Origin of the sequence: Actinomadura meridiana (genome assembly GCF_039537545.1) — a bacterium.
Taxonomy (GTDB): Bacteria; Actinomycetota; Actinomycetes; order Streptosporangiales; family Streptosporangiaceae; genus Spirillospora; species Spirillospora meridiana.
This window is the reverse complement of record NZ_BAABAS010000012.1, coordinates 135,829-159,670: the sequence shown is the minus strand read 5'-3', so window position 1 is coordinate 159,670 and position 23,842 is coordinate 135,829. Positions and strand designations below refer to the sequence as shown.

The 23,842-nt window shown below is 70.4% G+C and carries 20 protein-coding genes; 13 read left to right on the top strand and 7 right to left on the bottom strand.

Annotated features, from left to right (window positions below; all coding sequences use genetic code 11):
• Window positions 1–5 precede the first annotated feature (5 nt).
• The gene (locus ABD808_RS21025) at window positions 6–2,714 is read left to right on the top strand and encodes a helix-turn-helix transcriptional regulator (RefSeq protein WP_344899304.1); all 2,709 of its coding nucleotides are present in this window, start codon (window positions 6–8) and stop codon (window positions 2,712–2,714) included.
• Between the two features lie 28 nt (window positions 2,715–2,742).
• Here the strand turns inward: ABD808_RS21025 and ABD808_RS21020 are convergent, their stop codons facing one another.
• On the bottom strand, window positions 2,743–3,507 hold the full coding sequence (locus ABD808_RS21020) for an MFS transporter (protein WP_344899236.1): 765 nt from the start codon (window positions 3,505–3,507) through the stop codon (window positions 2,743–2,745).
• A gap of 277 nt (window positions 3,508–3,784) precedes the next feature.
• Here ABD808_RS21020 and ABD808_RS21015 point away from each other — a divergent pair, with 277 nt between their 5' ends.
• Window positions 3,785–4,408: an oxidoreductase gene (locus ABD808_RS21015; protein ID WP_344899234.1), complete on the top strand. Its 624-nt coding sequence runs from the start codon at window positions 3,785–3,787 to the stop codon at window positions 4,406–4,408.
• 3 nt (window positions 4,409–4,411) lie between these two features.
• Here ABD808_RS21015 and ABD808_RS21010 read toward each other — a convergent pair whose 3' ends face one another.
• Both ABD808_RS21010 and ABD808_RS21005 read right to left on the bottom strand, forming a co-directional pair.
• Entirely contained in the window at window positions 4,412–5,785 is a 1,374-nt protein-coding gene (locus ABD808_RS21010) for a UDP-N-acetylmuramoyl-tripeptide--D-alanyl-D-alanine ligase (protein ID WP_344899232.1), read from the bottom strand.
• Entirely contained in the window at window positions 5,782–6,885 is a 1,104-nt protein-coding gene (locus ABD808_RS21005; RefSeq protein WP_344899230.1) for a D-alanine--D-alanine ligase family protein, read from the bottom strand. The genes ABD808_RS21010 and ABD808_RS21005 overlap by 4 nt, the downstream gene beginning before the upstream one ends.
• Window positions 6,886–7,141: 256 nt before the next feature.
• Here ABD808_RS21005 and alr point away from each other — a divergent pair, with 256 nt between their 5' ends.
• Complete coding sequence (gene alr / locus ABD808_RS21000; RefSeq protein WP_344899228.1) at window positions 7,142–8,341, top strand: alanine racemase; 1,200 nt, start codon at window positions 7,142–7,144, stop codon at window positions 8,339–8,341.
• Between the two features lie 47 nt (window positions 8,342–8,388).
• Window positions 8,389–9,600, top strand: coding sequence for a UDP-N-acetylglucosamine--N-acetylmuramyl-(pentapeptide) pyrophosphoryl-undecaprenol N-acetylglucosamine transferase (locus tag ABD808_RS20995; protein ID WP_344899226.1), 1,212 nt, complete (start codon window positions 8,389–8,391; stop codon window positions 9,598–9,600).
• 185 nt (window positions 9,601–9,785) lie between these two features.
• Here the strand turns inward: ABD808_RS20995 and ABD808_RS20990 are convergent, their stop codons facing one another.
• The gene (locus ABD808_RS20990; RefSeq protein ID WP_344899224.1) at window positions 9,786–12,560 is read right to left on the bottom strand and encodes an AAA family ATPase; all 2,775 of its coding nucleotides are present in this window, start codon (window positions 12,558–12,560) and stop codon (window positions 9,786–9,788) included.
• 277 nt (window positions 12,561–12,837) lie between these two features.
• Here ABD808_RS20990 and ABD808_RS20985 point away from each other — a divergent pair, with 277 nt between their 5' ends.
• The 3 genes from ABD808_RS20985 (at window position 12,838) to ABD808_RS20975 (ending at window position 16,584) form a co-directional block, all read left to right on the top strand.
• Window positions 12,838–14,220: an ATP-grasp domain-containing protein gene (locus ABD808_RS20985; protein WP_344899222.1), complete on the top strand. Its 1,383-nt coding sequence runs from the start codon at window positions 12,838–12,840 to the stop codon at window positions 14,218–14,220.
• Window positions 14,217–15,446 (top strand): MFS transporter, encoded by a 1,230-nt coding sequence (locus ABD808_RS20980; protein ID WP_344899220.1) that lies wholly within the window; start codon window positions 14,217–14,219, stop codon window positions 15,444–15,446. Before ABD808_RS20985 ends, ABD808_RS20980 begins: the two co-directional genes overlap by 4 nt.
• Window positions 15,447–15,519: 73 nt before the next feature.
• Window positions 15,520–16,584, top strand: coding sequence for a D-alanine--D-alanine ligase family protein (locus ABD808_RS20975; RefSeq protein WP_344899218.1), 1,065 nt, complete (start codon window positions 15,520–15,522; stop codon window positions 16,582–16,584).
• A gap of 55 nt (window positions 16,585–16,639) precedes the next feature.
• On the opposite strand, the gene ABD808_RS20970 is transcribed toward ABD808_RS20975, so the two are convergent.
• Complete coding sequence (locus ABD808_RS20970; RefSeq protein ID WP_344899216.1) at window positions 16,640–16,834, bottom strand: DUF397 domain-containing protein; 195 nt, start codon at window positions 16,832–16,834, stop codon at window positions 16,640–16,642.
• Complete coding sequence (locus ABD808_RS20965; protein WP_344899214.1) at window positions 16,831–17,646, bottom strand: helix-turn-helix domain-containing protein; 816 nt, start codon at window positions 17,644–17,646, stop codon at window positions 16,831–16,833. The genes ABD808_RS20970 and ABD808_RS20965 overlap by 4 nt, the downstream gene beginning before the upstream one ends.
• Window positions 17,647–17,725: 79 nt before the next feature.
• On the opposite strand from ABD808_RS20965, the gene ABD808_RS20960 reads away from it, so the two are divergent.
• Both ABD808_RS20960 and ABD808_RS20955 read left to right on the top strand, forming a co-directional pair.
• On the top strand, window positions 17,726–18,172 hold the full coding sequence (locus tag ABD808_RS20960) for an ATP-binding protein (RefSeq protein WP_344899212.1): 447 nt from the start codon (window positions 17,726–17,728) through the stop codon (window positions 18,170–18,172).
• 49 nt (window positions 18,173–18,221) lie between these two features.
• Window positions 18,222–18,959: a VOC family protein gene (locus tag ABD808_RS20955; protein WP_344899210.1), complete on the top strand. Its 738-nt coding sequence runs from the start codon at window positions 18,222–18,224 to the stop codon at window positions 18,957–18,959.
• A 2-nt stretch (window positions 18,960–18,961) separates the two neighbouring features.
• Here the strand turns inward: ABD808_RS20955 and ABD808_RS20950 are convergent, their stop codons facing one another.
• The gene (locus ABD808_RS20950) at window positions 18,962–19,963 is read right to left on the bottom strand and encodes a saccharopine dehydrogenase family protein (protein ID WP_344899208.1); all 1,002 of its coding nucleotides are present in this window, start codon (window positions 19,961–19,963) and stop codon (window positions 18,962–18,964) included.
• On the opposite strand from ABD808_RS20950, the gene ABD808_RS20945 reads away from it, so the two are divergent.
• From ABD808_RS20945 to ABD808_RS20930, 4 genes are all read left to right on the top strand, one after another.
• Entirely contained in the window at window positions 19,941–20,723 is a 783-nt protein-coding gene (locus tag ABD808_RS20945; RefSeq protein ID WP_344899206.1) for a helix-turn-helix domain-containing protein, read from the top strand. The two genes, ABD808_RS20950 and ABD808_RS20945, sit on opposite strands and share 23 nt — an antisense overlap.
• A 300-nt stretch (window positions 20,724–21,023) precedes the next feature.
• Window positions 21,024–21,887: a peptidoglycan-binding domain-containing protein gene (locus ABD808_RS20940; protein ID WP_344899204.1), complete on the top strand. Its 864-nt coding sequence runs from the start codon at window positions 21,024–21,026 to the stop codon at window positions 21,885–21,887.
• A 63-nt stretch (window positions 21,888–21,950) separates the two neighbouring features.
• The gene (locus ABD808_RS20935) at window positions 21,951–22,838 is read left to right on the top strand and encodes a peptidase inhibitor family I36 protein (RefSeq protein ID WP_344899202.1); all 888 of its coding nucleotides are present in this window, start codon (window positions 21,951–21,953) and stop codon (window positions 22,836–22,838) included.
• Window positions 22,839–22,872: 34 nt separating this feature from the next.
• The gene (locus ABD808_RS20930) at window positions 22,873–23,802 is read left to right on the top strand and encodes a SpoIID/LytB domain-containing protein (protein ID WP_344899200.1); all 930 of its coding nucleotides are present in this window, start codon (window positions 22,873–22,875) and stop codon (window positions 23,800–23,802) included.
• Window positions 23,803–23,842 lie beyond the last annotated feature (40 nt).

Sequence of the window (23,842 nt, the reverse complement as noted above, 5' to 3'; positions counted from 1 at the left end):
TTGTGATGGTCGGGAGGGGCGCCGAGGTCGGGCGGGTCGAGCGGCTGGTGGACGAGGTGCGGGCCGGTGCGGGTGGGGCGCTGGTGGTGCGGGGCGAGCCCGGGATCGGGAAGTCGGCACTGCTGGACTACGCGGCCGAGCGGGCGGCGCGGGACATGCTGGTGCTGCGGGTCACGGGTATCGAGGGCGAGGCGGAGATGCCCTACTCGGCGCTCCAGCTTCTGCTTCGTCCGGTGATCGACAAGATGGGTGCGCTGCCCGATCAGCAGGCCAGGGCGCTGCGTGGTGCGTTCGGGACGGGGCCCGCCGAGGATGTGGAGGGGTTTCTGGTCGGGCTCGGCACGGTGGGGTTGCTGGGCGAGGCTGCCGCCGAGCGGTCGGTGCTGTGCGTGGTCGACGACGGGCATTGGATCGACGCCCCGTCGATCGAGGCGGTGCGGTTCGCGGCCCGGCGGATCGGGCGGGACGCGGTCGGGTTCCTGGTGGCGACCGGCGCGAGTTTCAGCACCGCTCGGCGGCTCCCGGCCGCCGATCTGCCCGTCCTGCGACTGGAGGCGTTGCCGACCGAGACGGCGAAGGAGCTGCTGGCCAGGGAGAGTCCGGGGCTGCCGGTTCATCTGCGGGACCGGGTGCTGGCGGCGGCCGGTGGGAATCCGCTCGCTCTGCTGGAGCTTCCGAAGACCGTCCAAGACGACGTGTTGCCCAACGGCGCGCTGCTGCCGGTCACCGATCGGCTGCGGCGCGCCTTCCGGTGGCGGATCGACCGGCTCGGGGAGCGGGCCCGGCTGCTGCTGGTCATGATCGCGGCGGAGGACACCGCGGAGCTGGGGACGGTCATGCGGGGCGCCGCCGAACTGGGCGTGCCAGCCGCGACCCTGACCGAGGTGGAGCAGGCCGGGCTGGTCGTGGTGTCGGGTGGATCGGTGCGTTGCCGGTATCCGCTGGTACGAACCGTGGCCTACAGCGGCGCCTCGTTCACCCAGCAGCAGGCGGTGCACCAGGCCCTGGCGAAGATCCTGGAGGACAGCGCCCCGAACCGGGCGGCGTGGCATCTGGCGGCGGGGACGTTCAGTCCGGACGAGCGGGTCGCCGCCGCGCTGGAACGTACGGCCGAGAGCGCCGTCCGGCGTAACGGGCAGGCCGCGGCGGCAGCGGTCTACCAGCGGGCGGCGCAGCTCAGCGAGGACGACGGCGCCCGGGCCCGGCGGCTGGCGGCCGCGGCGGTGGCGGCGCTGGAGGCCGGGCAACTCGACCGCGCGGAGGAACTGGCCGCCGCCTCGGCACGGCGGGCTCCTTCACCCGTTGTGCTGGCCCGGATCACCGAGGTGCGGGGACGACTCGCGTACGAGCGCGGTCATCCTCTGGCCGCCGCGCGCGTCACCATTGACGGCGCGACCGAGATAGCCGTCCAAGAACCGTCAGAGGCCGCCGGGCTGCTGGTCAGGGCCGCGTACTACGCGGAGCACGGCGTCGACCTCGGTCTGACGGGTGAGGCAGTGGCGCTGCTGGACACGGTGGACGTTCCGGCCGGGCATGACCTGCGGGCGTACATGCAGCAGTCCCGCGTCTCCTTCCAGATCATCACGGGCCAGGCGATCGACCCCGACTTCTTCTCCACGCTGCGCCCCTGCTCGGTGTGGGAGAAGTCGTGGACGGCGCGGATGCTCAACGTCGTCGGGGACGCGGCGGCAGGGCTGGAAATGTCGTCCAGCATGGTCGCCGAGACCCGGGCCGCCGGGATGATGTGGCAGCTCGCGAACGGGATGTTTCACCAGGCGTGTGCGGAAACGGTGCTCGGACGGCACCGCGCCGCGATCGGAACGGCGGAGGCGGCCCTGCCGATCGCGGTCGAGACCGGCCAGGGCCCCTTGGCCGCCTACCTGCACGGGTTGCTGGCCTGGCTCGCCGCACTGGCCGGGGACGGCGAACGCTGCGCCACCCTGGCGGACGAGGCGATCCGGTACGCCCAAGACCACGGGACTCCGCCGAGCGCGGCGGACGCGACCTGGGCGCTCGCGTTGCTGGACCTCGGCCACGGCCGGTTCGAGTCGGCGCTCAGCCGGATGGAGAACCGGTGGCCCGGGTGGCCGCACAGCAGCCCCTGGATCCGTGGCACCGCCGACCACATCGAGGCCGCGGTCCGGGCGGGCGCCCCGGACACCGCCGCTCGGCTGCTCGACGACCTCGAACGGGGCGCGCGCGAGTACCTCGATCCGTGCGCCCCCGCCATCGTGGCCCGCTGCCGCGCCCTGGCCGGACCCGCGGAACAGGCCGAAGAGAACTTCGTGGCGGCGCTGCGGCCCGGGCCATGCGACGACCGGCCGTTCGAACAGGCTCGTACGTTGCTCGCCTTCGGCCGGTGGCTCCGGCGGGAGCACCGCAGGGCCGAGGCACGAGTCCGGCTCAGAGCCGCCCTGGAGATCTTCCAGCGCGCCGGTGCCGTCCCCTGGGCCGAGCAGGCCCAGAGCGAACTCCGCGCCACCGGAGACCGCACCGCCACCGCCACCGCCGTCGACCGCCCCCGCCCGGCCTCGTTACTGACCCCGCAGCAACTCCAGGTCGTCCGTCTCGCCGCGACCGGCGCCACCAACCGCGAGATCGGAACCCAACTCTTTCTCAGCCCACGAACGGTCGCCCAGCACCTCTACCGCGCCTACCCCAAGCTCGGCGTCACCACCCGAACCCAACTCGCGACCCTCGACCTCGACGAATAGCCCGTCCACGACCGTCACCGCCACGACGTCATGCAGCACGCCACTTACCGGCGGCTGGCCGGGGTTGAGATCCAGGCGGCCACAGCGTCCGAGAGCGGGCGCAGGATCCAAATGCGGGTGGACGAGGTATTGCCTCAGGTGTGGGTTGGTGTGGGTTGGTGTGGGTTGGTGTTCGTTTTGGTTCGGTGGGGCTGGGGGTCGGTGTGCGGCGAGGGAGTAGCAGAGGGGTGGTTAGGAGGAGCGCCCCGGCCAGGGCTATGGCGGTGCGGGGGCCGAGCAGCGCGCCCAAGACGCCCCAGGTGGCGGTGAGGAGTGCGATTGTGGCCCTTGTCGTCACCGTCCAGGCGGTCAGCGTGCGGGTGACCCGGGTGGTCGGGGTGCGGTCGAGACGGTAGGTGGCGTGGACGGGATTGAAGACGCCGCAACAGAAGATGAGTCCGAGCTCGACGCCCATCACCAGGAGCAGCCCCGCCGTGCCCGGTCCGAGGAAGGCCAGGCCGATGGGCCAGACGGCACGCAGCGTCCCGAAGGTGACCAGGACCTGGTGCCGTCCGGACCGGGTGACGAGCGGGCGGGCCAGCCGTGAGCCGAGCAGCCCGCCGATCGCGGGGGCGGCGAACGCGAGGCCGTACTGCCAGGGCGCGAATCCGAGTCTGCCGAGCATCAGGACGGCCAGCAGCGCGTCGGCGGCCATGACCAGCCCGTTGAACAAGGCGGTGTTCAGGAACAGTCGGCGCAGGATCGGGTCGGCGAGGATGAAGCGCCAGCCGTCGAGCAGGTCTCCGGCGCGCATGCGCGCGGCGACCCGGCGCTCGGGCCGCGGTTCCTCGCCGCCGGACGCGCGGATGCCCAGGGCCGAGAGCAGGTTCCCACCCGGCCCTGGCCATTCTCCGCACCTACCTCACCGCCACAACCCCCGACCACGACGCCCCCGGCACCTGGACTCCCCACTGGGTCAACCCCCACTGAGCCCCCCCGTCCGCACTCTCTTTGTCGCCCAAATTGAGAGGCGTCGCCGAGCTTGACCTTGACACCGGCGATAACCCGCGCAGCGTGACCGGGCGGTCAGCATGGTGTTTAATGCGGAAGCCGCTCGACGCGCCATTCAGGCCGGTTTTGATGGCGTCGAACTGCACGGCGCCAATGGCTATCTGATTTCGCAGTTCCTGTCGTCCAACGCCAATCTGCGCACTGACCAGTACGGAGGTTCGGTGAGCGGACGGATCAGGTTCGCCATTGAGGCGGCGAGTGCCACCGTCGACGCGGTCGGGGCGCAGCGAACCGGAATCCGGCTGTCCCCCGGCGGGACGTTCTGGGGTGTGGAGGAGAACGACGTCCTCGACCTCTACTCCGCGTTGCTGACCGAACTGGCCCGTCTCCAGGTCGCCTACGTCCACCTTGAGGCCACTGTCGATAAAGAAGTGCTGGTCAAGCTGCGTCGTGCGTGGCCGGGCACGCTCATCATGAATCCGGTGGTCCCGATGGGTGCCAAGCAGACCGGACGGGACGACGCCGACCGCTGGCTCCGCATGGGCGCCGACCTCATCAGCTTCGGACGGGCCTTCATCGCCAATCCCGATCTGGTCGAACGGCTCCGCAACGCCCTCCCCATCTCACCCGTTGACGAGGCCACCTATTACGAGGGCGGCGACGCGGGCTATCTGACCTACCCCACCTATCAGTACTCGGCCTGACAATTACTTCGCGGGGACGCGGAGAGATTCTGCGAGCGTTGTCAGGGCCGCTTCGCTGGACGCTTTGATCAAGACCACGTCGGACGGGCGTAGAAGGCCTTGTAGGAGATCCAGTGCGGCGGCCCTGTCCGGGAGGGCGTGGGTGAAGATGTTCGCGCGGCGGGCGGCGGCGGCCAGTGCGGTGGGGCCGTCGCCGGTGCCGACCACCACGAGGATCGCGATGTTCAGGTCCCCGACCATTTTGCCGATGGCGGCGTGGTGATGCGCGGTCTCGTCGGCCTGGCCGGTCATCTCGCCGAGGACGGCGATCGTCCGGCGGCCGGTCGCCATCGCGGACATGGTGTGCAGCGCCGCCCGCATGGAGGCGGGATTGGCGTTGTAGGCGTCGTCGATGACGGTGACGCCGTCCGGCCGGTCGATGACCTGGAACCGGTGGAGGGAGCGCGGGACGGCGGAGCCGAGCGCGGCGGCGATCCGGTCGGCGGGGACGCCGACGGCGGTCGCGACACTCGCGGCGGCCAGCGCGTTCGCCACCTGATGCTCGCCCGGCAGCCGCAGCCGGACCGGTGCCTCACCGGACGGCGTGTGCAGGACGAAAGAAACATGGCCCTCGGCGTCCAACGTCACGTCCGAGGGCCGGATGTCGGCGTCGTGGCCGTAGAAGAGAACGCCCGCGCGGGTGACGTCCGCCATCGCGGCGACGGCCTTGTCGTCGGCGTTGAGCAGGGCCAGACCGCCGACCTCCAGGTCGGGCAGCGCCCGGACGAGTTCGGACTTCGCCTTCGCGATCCCGGCCAGGCCGCCGAGCGTGCGCAGGTGCGCGGGGGCGACGTTGAGCACCAGGCCGAGCCGTGGCCGCGCCACCCGGGCGAGGTGCGTGATGTCGCCGGGACGCCCGGCGCCCATCTCCAACACGAGGAAACGGGTGTCCCGGTCGGCGCGCAGGATCGTCAGCGGCAGCCCGATCTCGTTGTTGTAGGAGCGGTCGGTGGCGACGGTCGGGCCCTCGTTCTCAAGGATCTGGGCGAGGAGATCCTTGGTCGTGGTCTTGCCGACCGACCCGGTGAGGCCGATGACCACCGGATCCAGACCGTCGCGAACAAAGGCGGCCAACTCCGTGAGCGCGGCGACCACGTCGTCCACCACAACGCAGGGCCCGTCGACGGGACGAGACCCCAGCACGGCGACGGCACCAGCGTCATAAGCACCCGGGGCGAAGTCGTGCCCATCGCTGCGCTCCCCCACGATCGCGACGAACAGCGAGCCCGGGGTGACCTCACGGGAGTCGATGACGGCCGGGCCGGTCACCGTTGTCGCGGGGCCGTGCACGGTCCCCCCGGTGACCTGCGCGATCTCCGCCAGGGTGAGCGGTATCAACCGGCCTCCACGGACTTGCGGCCCTTACGCTCGTGGCGGGCGAAGGCGAGTTCGATGAGGCGGTCGAGGATGTCGGCGTAGGGCATCCCGCTCTCGGCCCAGCCCCGCGCGAACACCGACCGGGTGGTGAAACCGGGCATGGTGTTGATCTCGCCGACATAGAGGGCGGTCTCGTCGTACAGGAAGTCGACCCGGGCCAGCCCGTGGCCGCCGATGGCGCGGAACGCGCGGACGGACATGTCCCGCACCTGGGCCGTGACGTCCGGCGGCAGAACGGCGGGCGAGGTCACCGTGTCGGCGGTGCTCAGGTATTTCTGCGCGTAGTCGGAGAAGTCGCCCGTGACCTTCGCCTCGGACGGCACCGAGGCCCAGGGCTCGTCGGTGTCCCCGATCACTCCGCAGAGCAGTTCCCTGCCGCTGACACCCTGCTCGACCAGGACGACGTCGTCGTACCGCAACGCCTCCTCAACGGCGGCGGCCAGCTCGGACGGCCCGGTGATCCGGGTGATGCCGATGGACGATCCCATGTTCGCGGGCTTGACGAACCGGGGCCAGCCGAGGTCCGCTCCGGCCAGCGACAGCTGATCGTCGGATTCGCGCCACTGCCGTTCGGTGAACCAGGTGAAGGGGACGGACGGCAGCCCTTCGGCGGCGAACGCGCGCCTCATCGCCACCTTGTCCATACCGACGGCGGAGGCAAGGACACCGCATCCGGCATAGGGCAGGTCGAGCGTTTCCAGGTAACCCTGGAGCACTCCGTCCTCCCCAAAGGGTCCGTGCAAGACGGGAAAGACGACATCGACACGCTCATTGGTGTCGGGCCCAACAACCTGGCCGCCGCGTTTGAGTTCCACCTCAACGCCGGTCGCGGTCAGCCGATCCTCAATCGCGGGCCCACTCGTCTTACGGGACGCCGCCTCCTCCACCACCGGCGGCGGGACGAGCAGCCAGCGGCCGTCCCGATCAATCCCGATGACGACCGGGCGGTACCGCCCCTTCGGAAGCTCACGCACGACGGCCAGCGCCGACGCGGCCGACACCTCATGCTCAGCGGACGGCCCACCGAACACGACCCCAACACTGACCCGCTCGTCAAGCACTGTCGCCGTCCCGAAAATGGGCGCCCGCGACGCACGGATCCGACATCAGCATGTCCCCCATCAGCCTTCCCGGTCCGAAATGTTCCTGCGAGAGGCTACGGCGAAGGCGATTATCGGGACACCGGTCATTTCCGCCGTTCGCACCGGGCATTTCAATCGTGAATACCGGGTAATACCGCCCGAAACCTCCGGGGATTTGGCCCGCCTGGTCGTCCAACGGTCCGGACGGCGCCGGACGGTCTCCACCCTGGACCTCATGCACTCGATCACCCGGCACGGCGGGGCGGCGGACGTCGCGCACGGAGCGTACGCCCGTATCGACCTGGGCGCCATAGCCGCGAACGCCGCCGCGCTCGTCGCGGCCGCGAAGGGCACGCCGGTGATGGCGGTCGTGAAGTCGAACGCCTACGGTCACGGCCTGGTCCCGGCCGCCCGCGCCGCGCTGGACGGCGGCGCCGCGCAGCTCGGCGTGGCCCGGATCGAGGAGGCGCTGACGCTGCGGCGCGCGGGGCTCGACGCGCCGATCCTGGCCTGGCTGCCCTGGAATCGGACCGGCTACGACGCCGCCGTGCTGGCCGATGTCGAACTCGGCGTCGACGCGCCGTGGCGGCTGGACGTGATCGCCGAGGCCGCGCGGCACCGGCGTCCGGCCCGGGTGCATCTGGAGATCGACACCGGTCTGTCCCGTGGCGGCGCCACCGAGGACGACTGGCCGCAGCTCGTGCAGGCCGCGCGCCGCGCGCAGGCGGCCGGTCGTATCGAGGTCACGGGGATCTTCTCCCAGTTCGCGTGCGCGGAGGTGCTCGGCCATCCGTCCATCGCCGCGCAGCTCACCGCGTTCGACGACGCCGTCCGATATGCGGCGGCCGCCGGGGTGGAGCCACGGGTGCGGCACATGGCCAACTCGGCGGCGCTGCTCACGCTGCCGGAGAGCCGCTACGACATGGTGCGCGCCGGGCTGGCGCTGTACGGCCTGAACCCGATCCCAGACCCCGCCCCCGGCCTCGCCCTCGGCTCCGGCCCCAGCCCCGGGCGCGGGCCCGGGCCGATCGTGCTGCGACCGGCGATGGGACTGCACTCGACCGTCGCGATGGTCAAGCGCATCCCCGCCGGTTCCGCCGTGATGTACGGGCTGACGTACCGGGTGGGGGTCGACAGCACGATCGCCATCGTCCCCGTCGGATACGCTGACGGGCTGCCCCGCGCGGCGGGCGCCGCCGGGATCGAGCTGACGATCGCCGGTCGCCGCCACCCCATCGCCGGGGTGGTCGGCATGGAGCAGTCCGTGCTGGACGTCGGCCAGAGCATGCCCAGCCCCGGCGACCAGGTGACACTGTTCGGTCCCGGCGGAGACGGAGAACTGACCGTCGTCGAGCTGGCCCGTAGGCTCGACCTCCTGCCCGCCGAGATCCTGTCCCGGATTCCCGCGAGCGTGCCCCGGATCTACCAGCCCTGACGGCGCGGACGCACCCGTCCACCCACCTTTCACTCCGGAGTCCCACAATGCCGATCGTCGTCCCCCGAGCGCTCATCGACCGAGGCGGGCCGGTGCGGCTCATCGTCAGCGGCGGCGGCAGCGGCGGCCACACGTTCCCCGCCGTCACGGTCGTGCGGGCCGCGCGGGTGGCGCTCGGCGTGTACGGGTTGGAACTCCAGGCGCACTGGGTGGGCAGCAGGGGCGGCATCGAGGAGACCGTCGCCGCGCAGGAGGACGTGCCGTTCACCGCGATCCCTACCGGCAAGTTGCGGCGTGCCCGTAACCCGCTGGCCATGCTGTCCGCCGCCAACATCCGGGACGCGGGCAAGGTCCCGGCCGGGGTCATCAAGGCGATCAGCGTGGTCGGGAAGATCGCGCCGGACGCCGTGTTGTGCAGCGGCGGCTACGTTTCCGTACCCGTCGGCCTGGCGGCCCGGGTGCGACGCCGTCCACTGCTGATCCACGAGCAAACAGTGCAGGTGGGGCTCGCCAACCGGATCACCATGCGTGGCGCACGACGAATCGCCCTCAGCGCTGACCCAGCCATGGCCCTGCTGCCCCGCCGCCTGCAAGGACGCGCGGTGGTGACCGGCAACCCCATCCGTCCAGGACTGGGCAACGGCGACCCGTCAGCCGCCGCGCCCCGGCTCGGCTGGAGCGGCTGGACGCCCGCCCTGCCCACGGTCTACGTCACGGGCGGTTCGCTCGGCGCGCGGCAGGTCAACGAACTGGTGGCCGGGGTCCTGCCCGAATTGCTGCGGTCCGCGAACGTCCTGCACCAGGCGGGCTCCCAGTTGGCGGAGGCGGCGCTCGCGGCGGCCGAGACGCTGCCCCCCGAACTGCGGCGCCGCTACCTGGTGCGCGGCTTCATCGGCGACGAGCTGGCCGACGTCCTCGCACTCGCCGACGTGATCGTCGCGCGCAGCGGCGGTGGGACGGTCAGCGAACTCACCGCCCTGGGCAAGCCCTCGGTGCTGATCCCGCTCATCCCGACCGGCGGCGACGAACAGCGCCGAAACGCCGAGCACCTCGCCGAACGCGGAGCCGCCCGCGTCCTGATCGGCCAGGACGCGACCCCGCCCCGCCTGGCCGAGGAACTCCGCGCCCTCCTCACCGACCCGGCATGCCGCTCCACCATGTCCGCCAGAGCCCGCGAAATGGGCCGTCCCGACGCCGCCGACGCCCTGACCACCGAAGTCCTGGCCCTCTGCGCCAGCACCCACAACAGCACGCCCTAACCGCAAGCCCGTCCCGACGAGAAGGCGTCCAACCAACAGCGCAGCCCAACCAACAGCGCGCGTTTACCAGCGGCGCGGGCGGGCCAGCGGCGCGGTCGGGCCAGCGGCGCGGGCACGGCAGCGGCGCGAGCGGGCCAGCGGCGCGGACGGGCCAGCGGCGCGGGCAGGGCAGCGGCGCGAGCGGGTTAGTCGGAGAGGGCGGCGGGGAGGTCGCGGCGGCCGGAGATGCCGAGTTTGCGGTAGGTGCTGGTCAGGTACTGCTCGACGGTGCGTTGGGTGAGCACCATCGTTTCGGCGATCTGGCGGTTGGTGGCGCCGGTCGCGGCGTGTTGCGCGGCGACGCGCTCCTGGGTGGTGAGGGCGTTGACGCCGCTGATGCGGGCGAGGTCGGGGCGTCCGCCGACGCTTCTGAGCTGGCGGGACGCGCGACGTGCGATGGGCATGGCGCCGATCGTGCGGGCCAGGGCGTAGCCGTCCTGGAGGTTGTCGCGGGCCTCGTCGGCGCCGGTCGCCAGACCGACGGTGCCGAGGTCGACCAGCGCCGTCGCGCGGTGCAGGTCCGCCGCGAGCGGGTCGAGGACGGTGACCGCCTCGCGCGCCGCGTCCAGATCCTCGTGGACGAGCCCGTACGCGGCGAGCGCGACGCTGAGGGCGCGCGGCGCGCCCCACTGCCGGGCAAGGTCCACCTCCTCGGTGACCAGGGACGACGACGTGTCCGTGTCACCGAGGGCGGCGCCGCTGCGGGCGGCCTGGGACCGCCATGGCAGCACCGCCGGGTTGTCGACGCCCATGGCCCGCAGGCCGTCCCCGGCCGCCAGGAAGCCTTCCCTGGCCTCGGCGTGCCGCTCGCGGATCACGCTCAGCGCCGCCCTGGCGTAGGCGTACGCGGTCGTCGCCCAGTTCGGGGCCTTCGTCGCTCCGGGGACGCGCTCTCCGATCAGCCGGTCGGCGGCGTCCAGCTCGCCGAGGTCGGCCAGCACGCGCACCAGGGGCGCGATCCCGAGGGCGCCCGCCACGAACGGGTCGTCCAGCGCCGCGTCGATCCGCGTTCTCGCGGTGCTCAGTTCGCCTCGTCCGTGCAGGAGACGTCCGTGCAGGTAGCCCCTGATCGTGGCGTCGCGCGTCATGGCGTGGTGGTCGGGGGCTCGCTCGGTCGTGGTGGGGTCGTCCTCGTCGGCGGTGATCAGCGCGCCCACCGCCAGCAGCCGCAGCCCCGCCTCCCAGGGCTTGTGCGGGTCGATGGCGCCCAGCGCGGCGCGGGCATGGCGGACGCACGCGGCCCGGTCGCGGCCGCGCCGGATCTCGAGCCAGGCGTCGACGACGCCGGTGAGCGCGGTCAGCCGGGCGTCACCGGCGGTCAGCTCCCGCAGCCTCGGCAGCCGCCGCTCGAAGAACTCCGCGAGGCCGCCCGCGGACGCGGACGCGAAGAAGACGCCGAACTCCGCCTCCGCGACCAGCGCGGCCCGTTCCGGCGGCACCTGCGCGCCCGCCTCGTCGACGATCTTCAAAGCGGCGTCGAGGGGACGTCCGGCGGCGGCGTCCAGGTAGGCGAGGTCGACCCCGATCCGGACGCGTAGCGACGGAGCGGCGGCCAACCCGGCGGCCTCGACGAGCGTGGTCTCGGCGGTGGGGTCGCCCGCGGCGGCCTCGGCCGCGCCGACGTCGGTCAGCAGTTCCGCGCGGGCGGCGACCGGCATCGGCTCGGTCAGCGCCCGGCGCAGGTAGCCCAGTTCACGCTGGACGTCGCCGCGGTCCCGGGCCGCCGCGGCTGCGGCGCGGAGCGTGTCCAGCGCCCAGGGCTCACCGGTCACCTCGATGGCCATCAGGTGCGCCGCCGCCCGCTCCGGCGCGGCGTACCGGTCGCCGACGACATGGGCGGCCCGCAGCCGGTGGGACGTCCGCAGCCCGGCGGACATCCCCGCCTCCACCACCGTCCGCGCCAGCGCGTGGACGTATCGCAGCGGCGAGGTGTCCGACAGCACGTCCAGCTTGATCAGCCGGTCGACGGCGCGGGCGGCGTCGGCCAGGTCCAGGTCGGCCAGCTCGGCGACCAGCACCGGCTCGCTCTCCTCGCCCAGCACGGCGACCGCCCGCGCGACGGCCAGCGCGTGCGGCCCGCCGCGATTGATCCAGGGCAGCACCCACCGGCACGCTCCGGCGCGTCCGGCGCCCTCGATCGACGCCGACGACGCGCCGACCGGCGGGACGGAACGCGCGGCCAGCTCCGGCAGCAGCGCGGCCAGCAACGCCGCGTTTCCGCCGGTAGCGCGCAGGCAGCTTTCAACGAACGCCTCGTCGGGACGGGTGCCGAGAGCGTCCGCTATCCAGGGACGCACGTCGGCGGACGTCAGACGGCGCAACCTCCACCGTTCGCACGACGCGGACAGTTCGTCGACCAGCGGACGCACCTCGCTGACCTCTCCCGGAGAGTCGGCCAACACCAAAGCGAGCGGCAGGTCCGCGCTGCGATGCACGAGATAAGCGAGCCAGCGCAGAGACAACGGGTCGCACCACTGGACGTCGTCCACCGTGATCAGAACCGGGGCGGCCGCCATTGCTTTGAGCACATGCGCCGACACCTGTTCGAAGACCGTGAACGGCGAGACCTCCTCCGGCGCCGTGACCTGCGTTGACACCGGGCGTCCGTCCGGCAGTGGCGCGAGTCCGGCGACGGCCTGCCGCAGCACGCCGAAGTCATAGCCCGTCTCCAGGACGGTCGCCCGCCCGGAGAGCACCGTCCAGCCGCGCCGCCTGGCGTCCGCCCGGACCCGGTTCAGCAGAGTGCTCTTGCCCGTTCCCGCCGCCCCTTCGAGCGACACCGCCCGGGACCTGCGCCCGGCGACGGCGTCGAGGGCGGAAGTGAGCATCGCTGTTTCGGAGGCTCGCCCGTACAGCTTTCTGGTGGAACGGCCGCCCGTCCCGAGACCGGCACCCGATTCCCCTGTCTTGGACCACTTCATGGTCACCCCCCGTCGGCGCAAAGTTCCGCACCCTCGCCGACGCTACGGACGGACATCGCCCCCTTCGATCCAGCCAGGGGCCGTTTTTTGGTACAGCAGGCTGTACTGTCCCGTCACCGACCGAACACGCCACGTGATCAGGTCGTGGCGGCCGACAGCAGGACGAGATTCTGGAATTCACGCACAAGGGATCGCGCTTCCGCCTTTGTCGACCTAACATGAGAAAGCGCGGCATGATCTTGATAGTGGACCGGCGGCGCTCGGAGGGCTCCACGGGATGACACGCGATGTGATCAGGCGACGGGCTTTCGTGTTGATGGGCGACCCGCCCAAAGTCGGCGGGTTCCTCGCGGATCTACACTCCCGCGATCTCGCGATTCTCATGATCACCGGACCACCCCGATCGGACCTCGACGAGGCGTCCAGGGCGTTTCTCGATGTGCCGGATCATCCATTCTCCGTCATCGACGAGACCGCCCTTCTGGAGGGCGACGACCTGGCCGGGATCGTCGACCGGATACGGCGCTGGTCAGACCGTTACTCCATCGCCGGCATCTTCGGGGCCAGCGCGGTGTTCGCCGAGGCTGCCGCCATCGTGGCGGACGGCCTGGGCATCCCCGGCGTGGGCATGCGGGCGGCCCGCGTCTGCCGGGACAAACTGCTGCAACGCCATTATCTCGGCGCGTGGAGCCCCGAATCCCGGCTGGCCACCGCCGAGTCGGGTGACGAGGCCGTCGAGTGGGCCGCCAAGTCATTACCGGTGGTCGTCAAACCGCTACACCTGTCGTCCAGCGTCGGGGTGAGGCAGTTCGACGACGCGACCGCGCTGGCTCGCCATCTCGGACGGCTCGGCCCCGGCGACAGACTCCTGATCGAACCACGGGTGAACGGCCGCGAATACAACGTGGACATCATCACCGTTCGGGGCCGCCCGGTCTTCTCAGCGATTACACAGAAAGGGACGAACGAACAGAGCACGCCGTTCTTCGCGGAGCTGGTCCACACGATCCCGCCCGTCAACCTGAACGAGCGGGAGAACGAGCGGCTGCTGGAGACCGCGCGGGACGTCGTCCGGCACCTGCGGTTCGAGACCGGCTGGGCGCACGCCGAATACCGGTTGAACGAGGCGGGCGAGCCGGTGCTGATGGAGATCGCCGCCCGTCCGCCCGGCGACGGCTGCATGGCGCTGTTCCACCTCGCGACCGGCCACCCCTTCGAATCGCTGCTCATCGAGGCGGCCCTCGGCAAGGAAGTCGCCTATCCCGAACCGCGTCGGCGCGTCCGGCAGGTCTATTTCGACCACGCGCCCGGCATCCTCCGAGACGTCACCGTGGAATGGCCGCCCGACGTCTCGACCCGATGGCTCTGCCCCGCCGGAATCTGGCCGCCGCCCCGCCCGCTCCCCCGCCACGCCCCGCCCACCCTGCACGAAGTAATGGTGCAGAAGAACCAGCACGCCACTCTCCGACCCATCGCAGACTCCGGGCACCGGGCGGTGACCGCACTCTTCGACGCACCGTTCGACGCGGACATCGACCTCCTGGACGCCCAGGTCCGCGACGCCGTGACCCTCCACATCGAGACGCACCCACCACGACGATCCGTCCCTGGTGGCCGTCCCCCCACGAGAGACCGGTCCGGCTCGGGGACCGCGATGTGAGATGGACGTTCTGGCTACCCCCCGACGGGCCGCAACGGAACCTCGCACTGATCGTGTTCGTGCACGCCACCGGACGAGGCGCCTACGTCACGGCGGGCGTCCTGTACTTCACCCAGTCGGTACGCCTGCCCGTCGGCCAGGTCGGCATCGGCCTCAGCGTCGCCGGACTGCTCGCCCTGACGGCGGGCCCGCCCATCGGACATCTGGCCGACCGGCGCGGCGCCCGGGGCGTCTTCATGGCGACCCTGGTGTGCGGCGCCGCGGCGATCGCCGCCCTCACCCTCGCCACCGACTTCTGGACGTTCCTGCTCGCGGCGTGCGCGACCGCGTACACCCACACGGCAGGACTGGCGGCGCGCGGACCGCTGGTCGCCGACCATGGCCAGGACCGTCCGCAGGAATTCCGCGGCCATCTGCGCGCGGTGAGCAACGTCGGCATAGCGATCGGCACACTTCCCGCCGGTTGGGCGGCCCAGGTCGGTACCCGCTCGGCCTATCTGACGCTCATTCTCGCGACGGCGGCGTCGTCCCTCTGCGCGGCGGCACTCACCTGGCGCCTGCCGCCGACCCGGCCGATCCCGACCGACCGGGGATCCCGATGGGTCGCGCTCAAGGACGCCCCGTACGCCGCACTGACCGTCCTGGACGGCATTCTCGCCGTCCAGTTCAAGGTGCTCACCATCACGCTTCCGCTCTGGATCGTCACCCGCACCGACGCGCCCACCTGGATGATCGGCGCGACGATGCTGGTCAACACCGCGATGGTCGGATCGCTCCAGGCCCGCGTCACCAGGAATATCAACACCCCGAAGTCCGCCGGACGGGCCATTCGCCGCGCGGGCTTCACCTTCCTCCTGTCGTGCGCCGTCATCGTCATGTCCGCCGGTGCGCCGAAATGGATCGCCGTCGCCACACTGCTGGCCGCCGTCGTCGTCCACACGGTCGGCGAACTGTGGCATGCCGCCGGTGGCTTCGAAGTGTCGTACGCGTTAGCCCCGCCCCACGCGATCGGCCAATACCAGGGCCTCTTCGGCATGGGACTCGGCGCCGCCGACTTCCTCGGCCCGGCGATGGTGACGGCACTGTGCATCCAGTGGGGCCGACCGGGCTGGTTCGTCCTCGGCGCCATTTTCGCTGTGACGGGACTGCTCGTCCCACCGGCCGTCGCCATCGCGGAAGGCCGAACCCGGAGCCCACTGGTCCTCGCCCGTCCCACCGGTGAATGACCCGCCCCGCACCCGACCGCCCGAGCATTTCCACCACGGAGGGGAAGCCTTGTTTGTCAATGGTGACAAAAGGATGCGGGTCACCGTCCTGCACGGAGGCGACAGCGACGAACGCGACCTGTCCCTCGCCTCGGGAGCGGCGGTCGCCGAGACCCTGCTCGCCCGCGGGGACCTGGTCACCCTCGTCGACCCGCTCAACGGCGCGACCGCGATCAACACCACCGCCGACCTGCCCCGGGTCGAACTCGCCCTGGCACCGTCCGACATCACCCCGATGCGCAGACGCAGACGCTGGTACGAGGTGATGACAAGCTCCGAAGTAGCCGCACGACTACGCCAGGCGGACGTCGTCTTCGTCGCCCTGACCGGCGGGTGGGGAGGCGACGGCCACGTCCAGGCGCTCCTGGATCTGATGGAGGTCCGCTACACCGGCCCGGGAGTAGCCGCCGCATCACACGCCCTGGACAAACTGGTAGCCCGCCGACTCCTCCACGCCGCCGGAATCCCCATCGCCCCGGCGGTCGCCGTCCACTCCGCGATCGACGGCGCCCGCGGCCAAGCCGACCTCCACGCCGCCGCCGACCTCGTACGGCGCGGCCCCGCCGTCGCCAAACCGACCCGTGGGGGCGGCAGCCTCTACGTCGAACTCGTCCGGACCATCGACGAACTCCACCGAACCCTCGCCCGCGGCCCCGGCGACATGCTGATCGAACGCTACCTACCGGGCAGGGAGTTCACCGTCGGCGTCATCGGCGACCAGGCCCTGCCGATCATGGAGGTCACCCCACTCACCGCCCTGTTCTCCTACGACGCCAAGCGCCTGCCCGGCCTGCACACCCGCACCTGCCCGGCCTCGATCCCAGAACCCGAGGCCGAGACCCTACGCTCCCTGGCCCTGCGCGCACACCGCGCCATCGGCCTCGACCACCGCGGCTACTCCCGCGTCGACTTCCGCTACGACGGCGCCGGGGACCCCTACTGCCTGGAGGTCAACGCCCTCCCCGGCCTCTCCCAGATCAGCATGTTCCCCGAGGCCGCCGCCACCGCAGGTTGGTCCTTCACCGACCTCGTCACCAGAATCATCACCATGACCCTGACCGCCCCAACCCCCGACATAACCCCCAGCACAACCTGCTGACCCGCCGGGCGCAGCGGACCAGTCACCAGGCCCGCCGCGCCCTGACGGCGTCCGATCACAACCGGTCGAGACGCCCCCGCTTGATCTCCTCCACCAGCACCCCGAACGCCGCCCCACTCACCGCGAGCCGCCCCCCATCCGGATCCTTGGAATCCCTGATCCCAACAACCCCCGACAACCCCGCCACCTCAACACACGCCTCGTCTGACGTACCTCCACTGCGTGAGCTCTTCCGCCACTGCACGATCATGAATACCTCTCCACGTATTGTTCGATGAGAGCGCACGACCCGTCCTCGCTCAGGGCCTTCGCGCCGATACGATCGAACTTAAAGCAAAACTCCCTTGACTCGGCGGGTTCTTCGATAAGCCGCCCACCGTTCTGGGCACCGGCGTACGCGATGTCCCGGCCGTCCAGACTGATCACTTGGAAGCACCCGTCGACTCCGCGATGCGAACCAGCCGAGAAGGGGACGACTCGGACGCTGATGTTGGGCACCATTGTCAGCTTCAGCAGGTACTTCAGCTGGTCTTTCATGACCGCATGGCCGCCGATGACTGTCGCCAGGACGCTCTCGTGGATTAGGGCCATGAGATAAGGGGGGTCTTCGCGGTCCAATATGGCCCGCTTCCGCTTGACCCTTGTGGCCTGGAGGACCTCGAAGTCATCGGTCTCGCTCTCCTGGACCCAGGCCCAGGTGTACTCGTCAGTCTGGAAGGGCGGCGGGATCATACCGCCGTGGAAGATCTTGATCAGGCTGGCCAACTCCGCGTACTTGTAGTACTGGATCAGCCAGTTCGGGTCGTGCGACCGGCGCGCGAAGAAGAGCAGAAGCTCGAAGAGGCGTCCGGTGCCGAAGTGACTGTCGATGATCTTCGCGTGGTCTTCCTGAATCCGGTGCCGCCCGGCCTCCATGTTCGAAACAGTCGAGCGCGCGGCACCGATGATCTTTCCCCACTGCGTCAGCGAGAGTTCCTCGTTCTCCCGGAAAAACCGAAGGTAGTACGAGAGGCAGTGCCACAGGGAGAGCTTCGGGTCGAGTGGATCTCGAACGATCGGCATCGCGCCTCCTGTTTTGTGTTTCCGGCAGGACAACCAGAGGATACGACCGGACGCGCATTGTTAGGGAGGAAACAAAGAAGTGGCAAAGGAGGAAGCCGCAATGCCAATTGACCGTGATTGTCTGCTTATATCCCTGCTGGCATCGAAGGCGGCTGCCGGACTTGCCCGGACTCTCACGAATGCCCGTCTGGAGAAATGGGGCGAGACACACATCTCGGACGACGCTTTTCTGGTGGCGTCCGAGCTGATCAACAATGCGATCATGGAAACGCCGGGGCGTCAGATCACGTACTGGGTGACGCGAGCGGGTGGTGAGATCATGTTCGCCGTCTGGGACTCGTCCGATCGCATGCCGACGGCCCGTCCACCGACCGAGTGCGCGCCCGACTATCTCGATCTCTCGCCGGAGCACTGGGACGACAACGGGGGCTGGGGTCTCAACATCGTCGCCACGCTCGCCGCCACCTGCGGCTATACCAGGGACCCGAGGGGCGGCAAATGGGTCTGGGCCACCCTCAAGACCTGACGAACCCGAGGCGCGAGCACGGTTCCTGCCTGGGCTTATGATCAACTGCATGACGCTTCGGCTCGTGCAGGTGAACTTCAAGGCCCGGGATGACGCCGCCGTCGGACAGTTCTGGGCGGACGCGCTCGGCTGGGGCGTCTCCAGCGAGGGGCCCGGTGTGACGAACGTCGAGCCCGTGGGTTTCAGCTGGCCGGACCCCACCGCCCTCACCGTCGATGTCGTCAGTGTCCCGGATCCCGAAACGGTGAAATACCGCGCGCATCTCGATCTCGCCACCACGTCGAAGGCCCATCAGGCGGAGCTGGTCGAGCGGTTGAAGGATCTCGGTGCGACGCCCGCCGATATTGGTCAGGGCGATGTTCCGTGGACGGTGCTCGCCGACCCGGAGGGCAACCTGTTCTGTGTGCTGGAGCCCCGGGAGATCTATCGGGACACCGGGCCGATCGCGGCGGTGCTGGTCGACTGCGCCGATCCGCGAGCCCTGGCCCGGTTCTGGGACGAGGCGCTGGACTGGACCCTGCACGAGGTGTCCGACGATCACGCGCTGCTGCGTTCCGCCCAGGGCGTCGGGCCGTACCTGAAGTTCCGGCGGAGGCCCGGCGCGGCGAACGTGCGGCACCGCGTTCATGTCGACCTGCTGCCGTTCCCCGTTGAGGACAAGGACGCCGAGGTGGCTCGGCTACGAGCGCTCGGCGCGACCGATGTTGACCTCGGCCAGGGCGACGTCCCGTGGACTGTGCTGGCCGATCCGGAGGGCAACGAGTTCTGCGTCCTCGGGCGGGGCTGACCTCAAGGGCGCAGCGAGAGGTGCGGGGACAGGGCGCGGAGGAAGTCGGCCGCGTCGAACATCGTTCCGGCGGAGGCGACCCCGGTCGTCCTGGTCTGGCCGGTGAGAACGCGGTGGACCGCCTCCACCGCGAGCGGTGCGGTGACGGCGTAGATGTCCCGGCCGCTCACCGTGGCCCGGCGTACCTCGTCGCCGGTGCGTACGACGACGTCGACGAGGAACGTCTGGTCCGAGCGTCCGCGCTCGTCGGTCGCCACCGGTGACGGCGTGTCCGCGCCTGACAGGTCCTCCACTGCTTCGACCGTCATGTACGAGCGCACATCGGGGATCTCCAGATGGCTGGGGATCGTCACGATATCGGCCATGCTGAATTCGCCGATGACGGGGCGTGCGCCCACGGGCTCGGGAAACTCCCACGTCAGGGCGGGCAGGGCGTCCTCGTGGTACTCCATCTTCCCGCCGGTGAAGCGGATCCGTCGGCCGTCCCGCCGGTCATGGGAGACCGTGCCCGAGGCGCGCGTCCCGGCGGTGGGGTGCCAACTGCTCAGTGCGTAGGCGACGTGCGCTTCGTCGGCGGACGTCCAGTCGCCCATCGCGACGGTGGCGAGCAGGTCGGCGAGACCGCCGAAGAAGGCCATCGCGGGGACGACCACCGTCCCGGCGGCTCGGGCCCGGTCCGCGAAATGGGCGAAGGTGTCCGCGTTGGCCTCGATCTCGGCCGCGACGTCCACATACGGGACGCCCGCGCGCAGCGCCGCCTCGATCACCGGGGCGGCCGTCGCGGCGAACGGCCCGGCGCTGTTGATCACGGCGGCGGCGCCGGTCAGCGCGCGGTCGATCGACTCCGGGTCGTCGGCCGACGCGACCCGGGCCGCCAGGTCGGGGAAGGACGCCGCCAGGTCCTCGAGCTTCACGGCGTCGCGTCCGACCAGAACCGGCGTGTATCCGCGTTCCCGCAGCTCCGCCACCAGGAAGCGCCCGGTGTGCCCGTACGCTCCGAACACCGTGATCGTCCCCGGCTGGGCGGACGTCGACGCCGACCCGCCCGCCGACCTTCTGGACGCGGTGCGCGCGGCCCACTCCGCCGGGGCCCGGGTCGCCTCGCTCTGTACGGGCGCGTTCGTGTTGGCGGCCACGGGTCTGCTGGACGGGAAACGCGCGACCACGCACTGGGCGCACACCGGGACCCTGGCCGCCCGCCATCCTCGGGTGTCGGTCGACCCGGACGTCCTCTATGTGGACAACGGCACCGTGCTGACCTCGGCTGGCAAGGCCGCCGCGCTCGACCTGTGCCTGCACCTCGTCCGGCTCGACCACGGCTCGTCCATCACCAACGCGGTCGCCCGCCGTCTGGTCGTGCCGCCGCACCGGGACGGCGGCCAGGCCCAGTTCGTCACGACCCCGGCGCCCGCCCCCACCGAAAACCCTCTCGCCGACCTGTTCCCTTGGGTGATGCGACGGCTGGACCAGCCGCTGACCGTGACCGATCTGGCCCGCCAGGCGCGGATGAGCCCCCGCAACCTGGGTCGCCACTTCAGGTCGACGACGGGGACCACGCCGCTTCGCTGGCTGCTCACCCAGCGAATCCGCCGCGCCCAGGAACTACTGGAGCTCACCGACGACGGCGTCGACGTCATCGCGGCGGCCACCGGCATGGGCACCGCCACGACGCTGCGCCGACACTTCAACCGCACGGTCGGGGTGCCGCCCGACGCCTACCGCCGCACCTTCCGCGCCCGTACCGGACCCCCGTCCTCGCGCTGACGGGCGGCGGGATCTGCCGATCGCCTCGGAATCTCCGGGCTGAAGGTGTCTTGGCCGCCCGCTCGGAGGGTGCGTGCCGCTCGGGGTGGACGCGGTTCGTGTCTGCGCTGATGGGCGGGGGTCGAGCGGGTTTTCCGCGGCCTCCGGATCGGCTGTCAGACCGGGGTCGGCGCTTGTAAGGCGGTGTCCGCGAACAGGCTGACAACACCTTTCTTCTTGAGGACACGTCCGCGATCCGTGGACGGTGGATTCCGCCGCGAGGTTGTTTCTCGGCGGTTCCCCGCCATCAGGAGGTATCGGATGAAGCTGCCCTCATGCGTCGCCGTCATCGGAGCGGCCGCGTTGCTCGGTTCGCTGACGGCGGCGGTCGACACGTCCGCCGCGCAGGCGGCAGACAGGTCCGCCGCGCAGGCCGCCGACGCCCTGCCGCGAGTGAACATGGAGGCCACCGTCAAGGCGGCCCAGATCGACCCGCGGCGGGACGACGACACGCTGACGCCGGGCGCGAAGGCCAGCGTGCTGCTGGTCGAGCGGGCGCTGCGTGACCGGCACCTGCTGGACGCGAAATGGGTGGACGGGTACTTCGGCACCACCACGATCGCCGCCTACGCGAAGTACCAGAAGTCGCTCGGCTACACGGGGCTCGACGCCAGCGGTCTGCCGGGAAAGACGTCGCTCACCAAGCTCGGGGCCGGACGGTTCACGGTCAACCACGTCCTCGTCCCGGGTGCGCGGGTGTCCAGCCGGGGCGCCGTCATCAACACCCGGACGCGGGACATGCTCGCCGCGGCGGAGCGGCTGTTCGGCCGCAGGTTCGCGCTCGACCAGGGGTCCTACAACCCGGGCGGCGACCCGACGTCCGCCGGCACCCACGACGGCGGGGGCGTCGTGGACATCTCGGTGAAGGGGATGAGCGCCGCCACCCGCGTCAAGGCCGCGCGCGCGTTGCGCCAGGTCGGCTTCGCGGCGTGGGTCCGCAGCCCGTCCCAGGGCGACTGGCCGTGGCACATCCACGCCGCCGCCATCAGCGACACCGATCTTTCCAGCGAGGCCCAGCACCAGACCGGTGACTACTACCTGGGCCTGAACGGGCTGTCCGGCCGCGGCGCGGACGACGGCCCGAAGGTCACCATTCGCACCTGGGAGGAATACAAGCGCCAGTGATGGAGTGCAAGCGCCACTGATCCGCCCACTATTCGGGGTTCAAAAAACAAAGGGGAAACGGTAATGAGCACGATGCACAAAGTCCTTACCGCCACGACCGCCGCGCTCGCGATCTGCGGGACGGTGTCGATCGTCGCGTCGCCCGCATCGGCTGCGAGCCGGAACGGCAAGTGCGAGAGCGGCGAGTTCTGCTACTACTTCAACAGCGGCAACAAGGGGTCGATCTCCGACTTCACCGGGTCGGTCGGCGACTACGGGACGACACAGCCCTCCTGCTACGACTTCAAGGGGGCGGGCAACGGCAAGGGCAAGTGCGTCAAGAACAACGCCGCGTCCGTGTGGAACAAAAGCAGCAAGACGGTGCGGGTCTATTTCAACAGCAACTACGGGGGCAAGTACCAGGACTTCAAGGCGGGTGCCAAGGGCAACCTGAACTCGTCCCTGAAGAACCAGAACGCCTCACACGAGTTCGCGCCGAAGTCGCGGACGAACCTGTCGTACGGGCTGTACAAGGCCAGCGGCGGCCGCATCACCTGCGGCTTCGACGGCTACACCACGACCCCCGGACGCCACGAGGGCATCGACATCGCGCGCGGCGTCGGCTCCGACGTCAAGGCCCTGGTCAGCGGCACGATCATCTACATCGCCCGGGGCCACACCGGCAGCTCGGGGCTCTCCACGATCTCCATCTACAACGCCTCGGCGAAGAAGACGGTCATCTACCTGCACAGCGCCCCCCGGTCCTCGCTGCGGGTCGGCCAGTCGATCTCGCGCGGCCAGGTCATCGCCGACGAGTCGTGGCACGGGGTGTCGTCCGCGTCGGGCGCGCACACCCACGTCGAGATGCGGCCCGGCAAGCAGACGCACGCGGCCAAGAGCGTCGGTGACTCGCACCTGGACAACCCGAACCCGACCTCGTTCTGGCACTCCCAGGGCTACAACGTCCGCTAGGACGTCGCGGCCTTCACCGGAGAGGAACACGACTGTGTCGACACGAATCGCGCGACTCGTCGCGGCGTCCGCGGCATTGGCGCTCGGCGGGGCGGTCCTCGTCTCGGCGCCCGCCGCGTCGGCGGCGAGCCGGAACGGCAAGTGCGAGAGCGGCGAGTTCTGCTACTACTTCAACAGCGGCAACAAGGGGTCGATCTCCGACTTCAGCGGATCGGTCGCCGACTACGGCACCGCACAGCCCTCCTGCTACGACTTCAAGGGCGCCGGAAACGGCAAGGGCAAATGCGTCAAGAACGCCGCCGCCTCCGTGTGGAACCGCACCAGCAAAACGGTGCGGGTCTACTACAACAGCAACTACAGCGGCAAGCACCAGGACTTCAAGGCCGGGACCAAGGGCAACCTGAACTCGTCCCTGAAGAACCAGAACGCCTCGCACCAGCTCCTGACCTCCGCGCCGGGCGGGTGCAAGACGGACGGCACCAACAGCAAGCTGCCGACGACGATCCTGGTGTACCGCGTCTCCCTCAACCGGGTGGACCGGGTGACGTTCAAGACGTACGTCAAGAACGTCCTCCCCAACGAATGGGTGACGAGCTGGCCCAAGGAGTCCCTGCGGGCCGGGGCCGTCGCGGTCAAGAGCTACGGCTGGTACTGGGCTTTGCATTCGACGCGCAAGACGTCGGGTGGTCAATGCTTCGACGTTTACGACACCACATCGAGCCAGGTGTACAAGCCGGGGTCGGCCAAGGCGTCGACGAACGCCGCGGTGGACGCGACCTGGGGCACCCGAATGGCTCGAAGCGGAAAGATCCTGCAAGCCCACTACTGCTCGACGACGACCGCGTGCGGGGGGTGGGTGACCGGCGACTGGATGTCGCAGTACGGCTCTCGTGACAAGGCCAACGCGGGCTGGAGCTACTCCAAGATCCTGAAGGCCTACTACAACGGGATCGTCCTCGACTGACCCAGAGGACGGTTCGGCCTGGTTCCCCGCCGTTACGCTC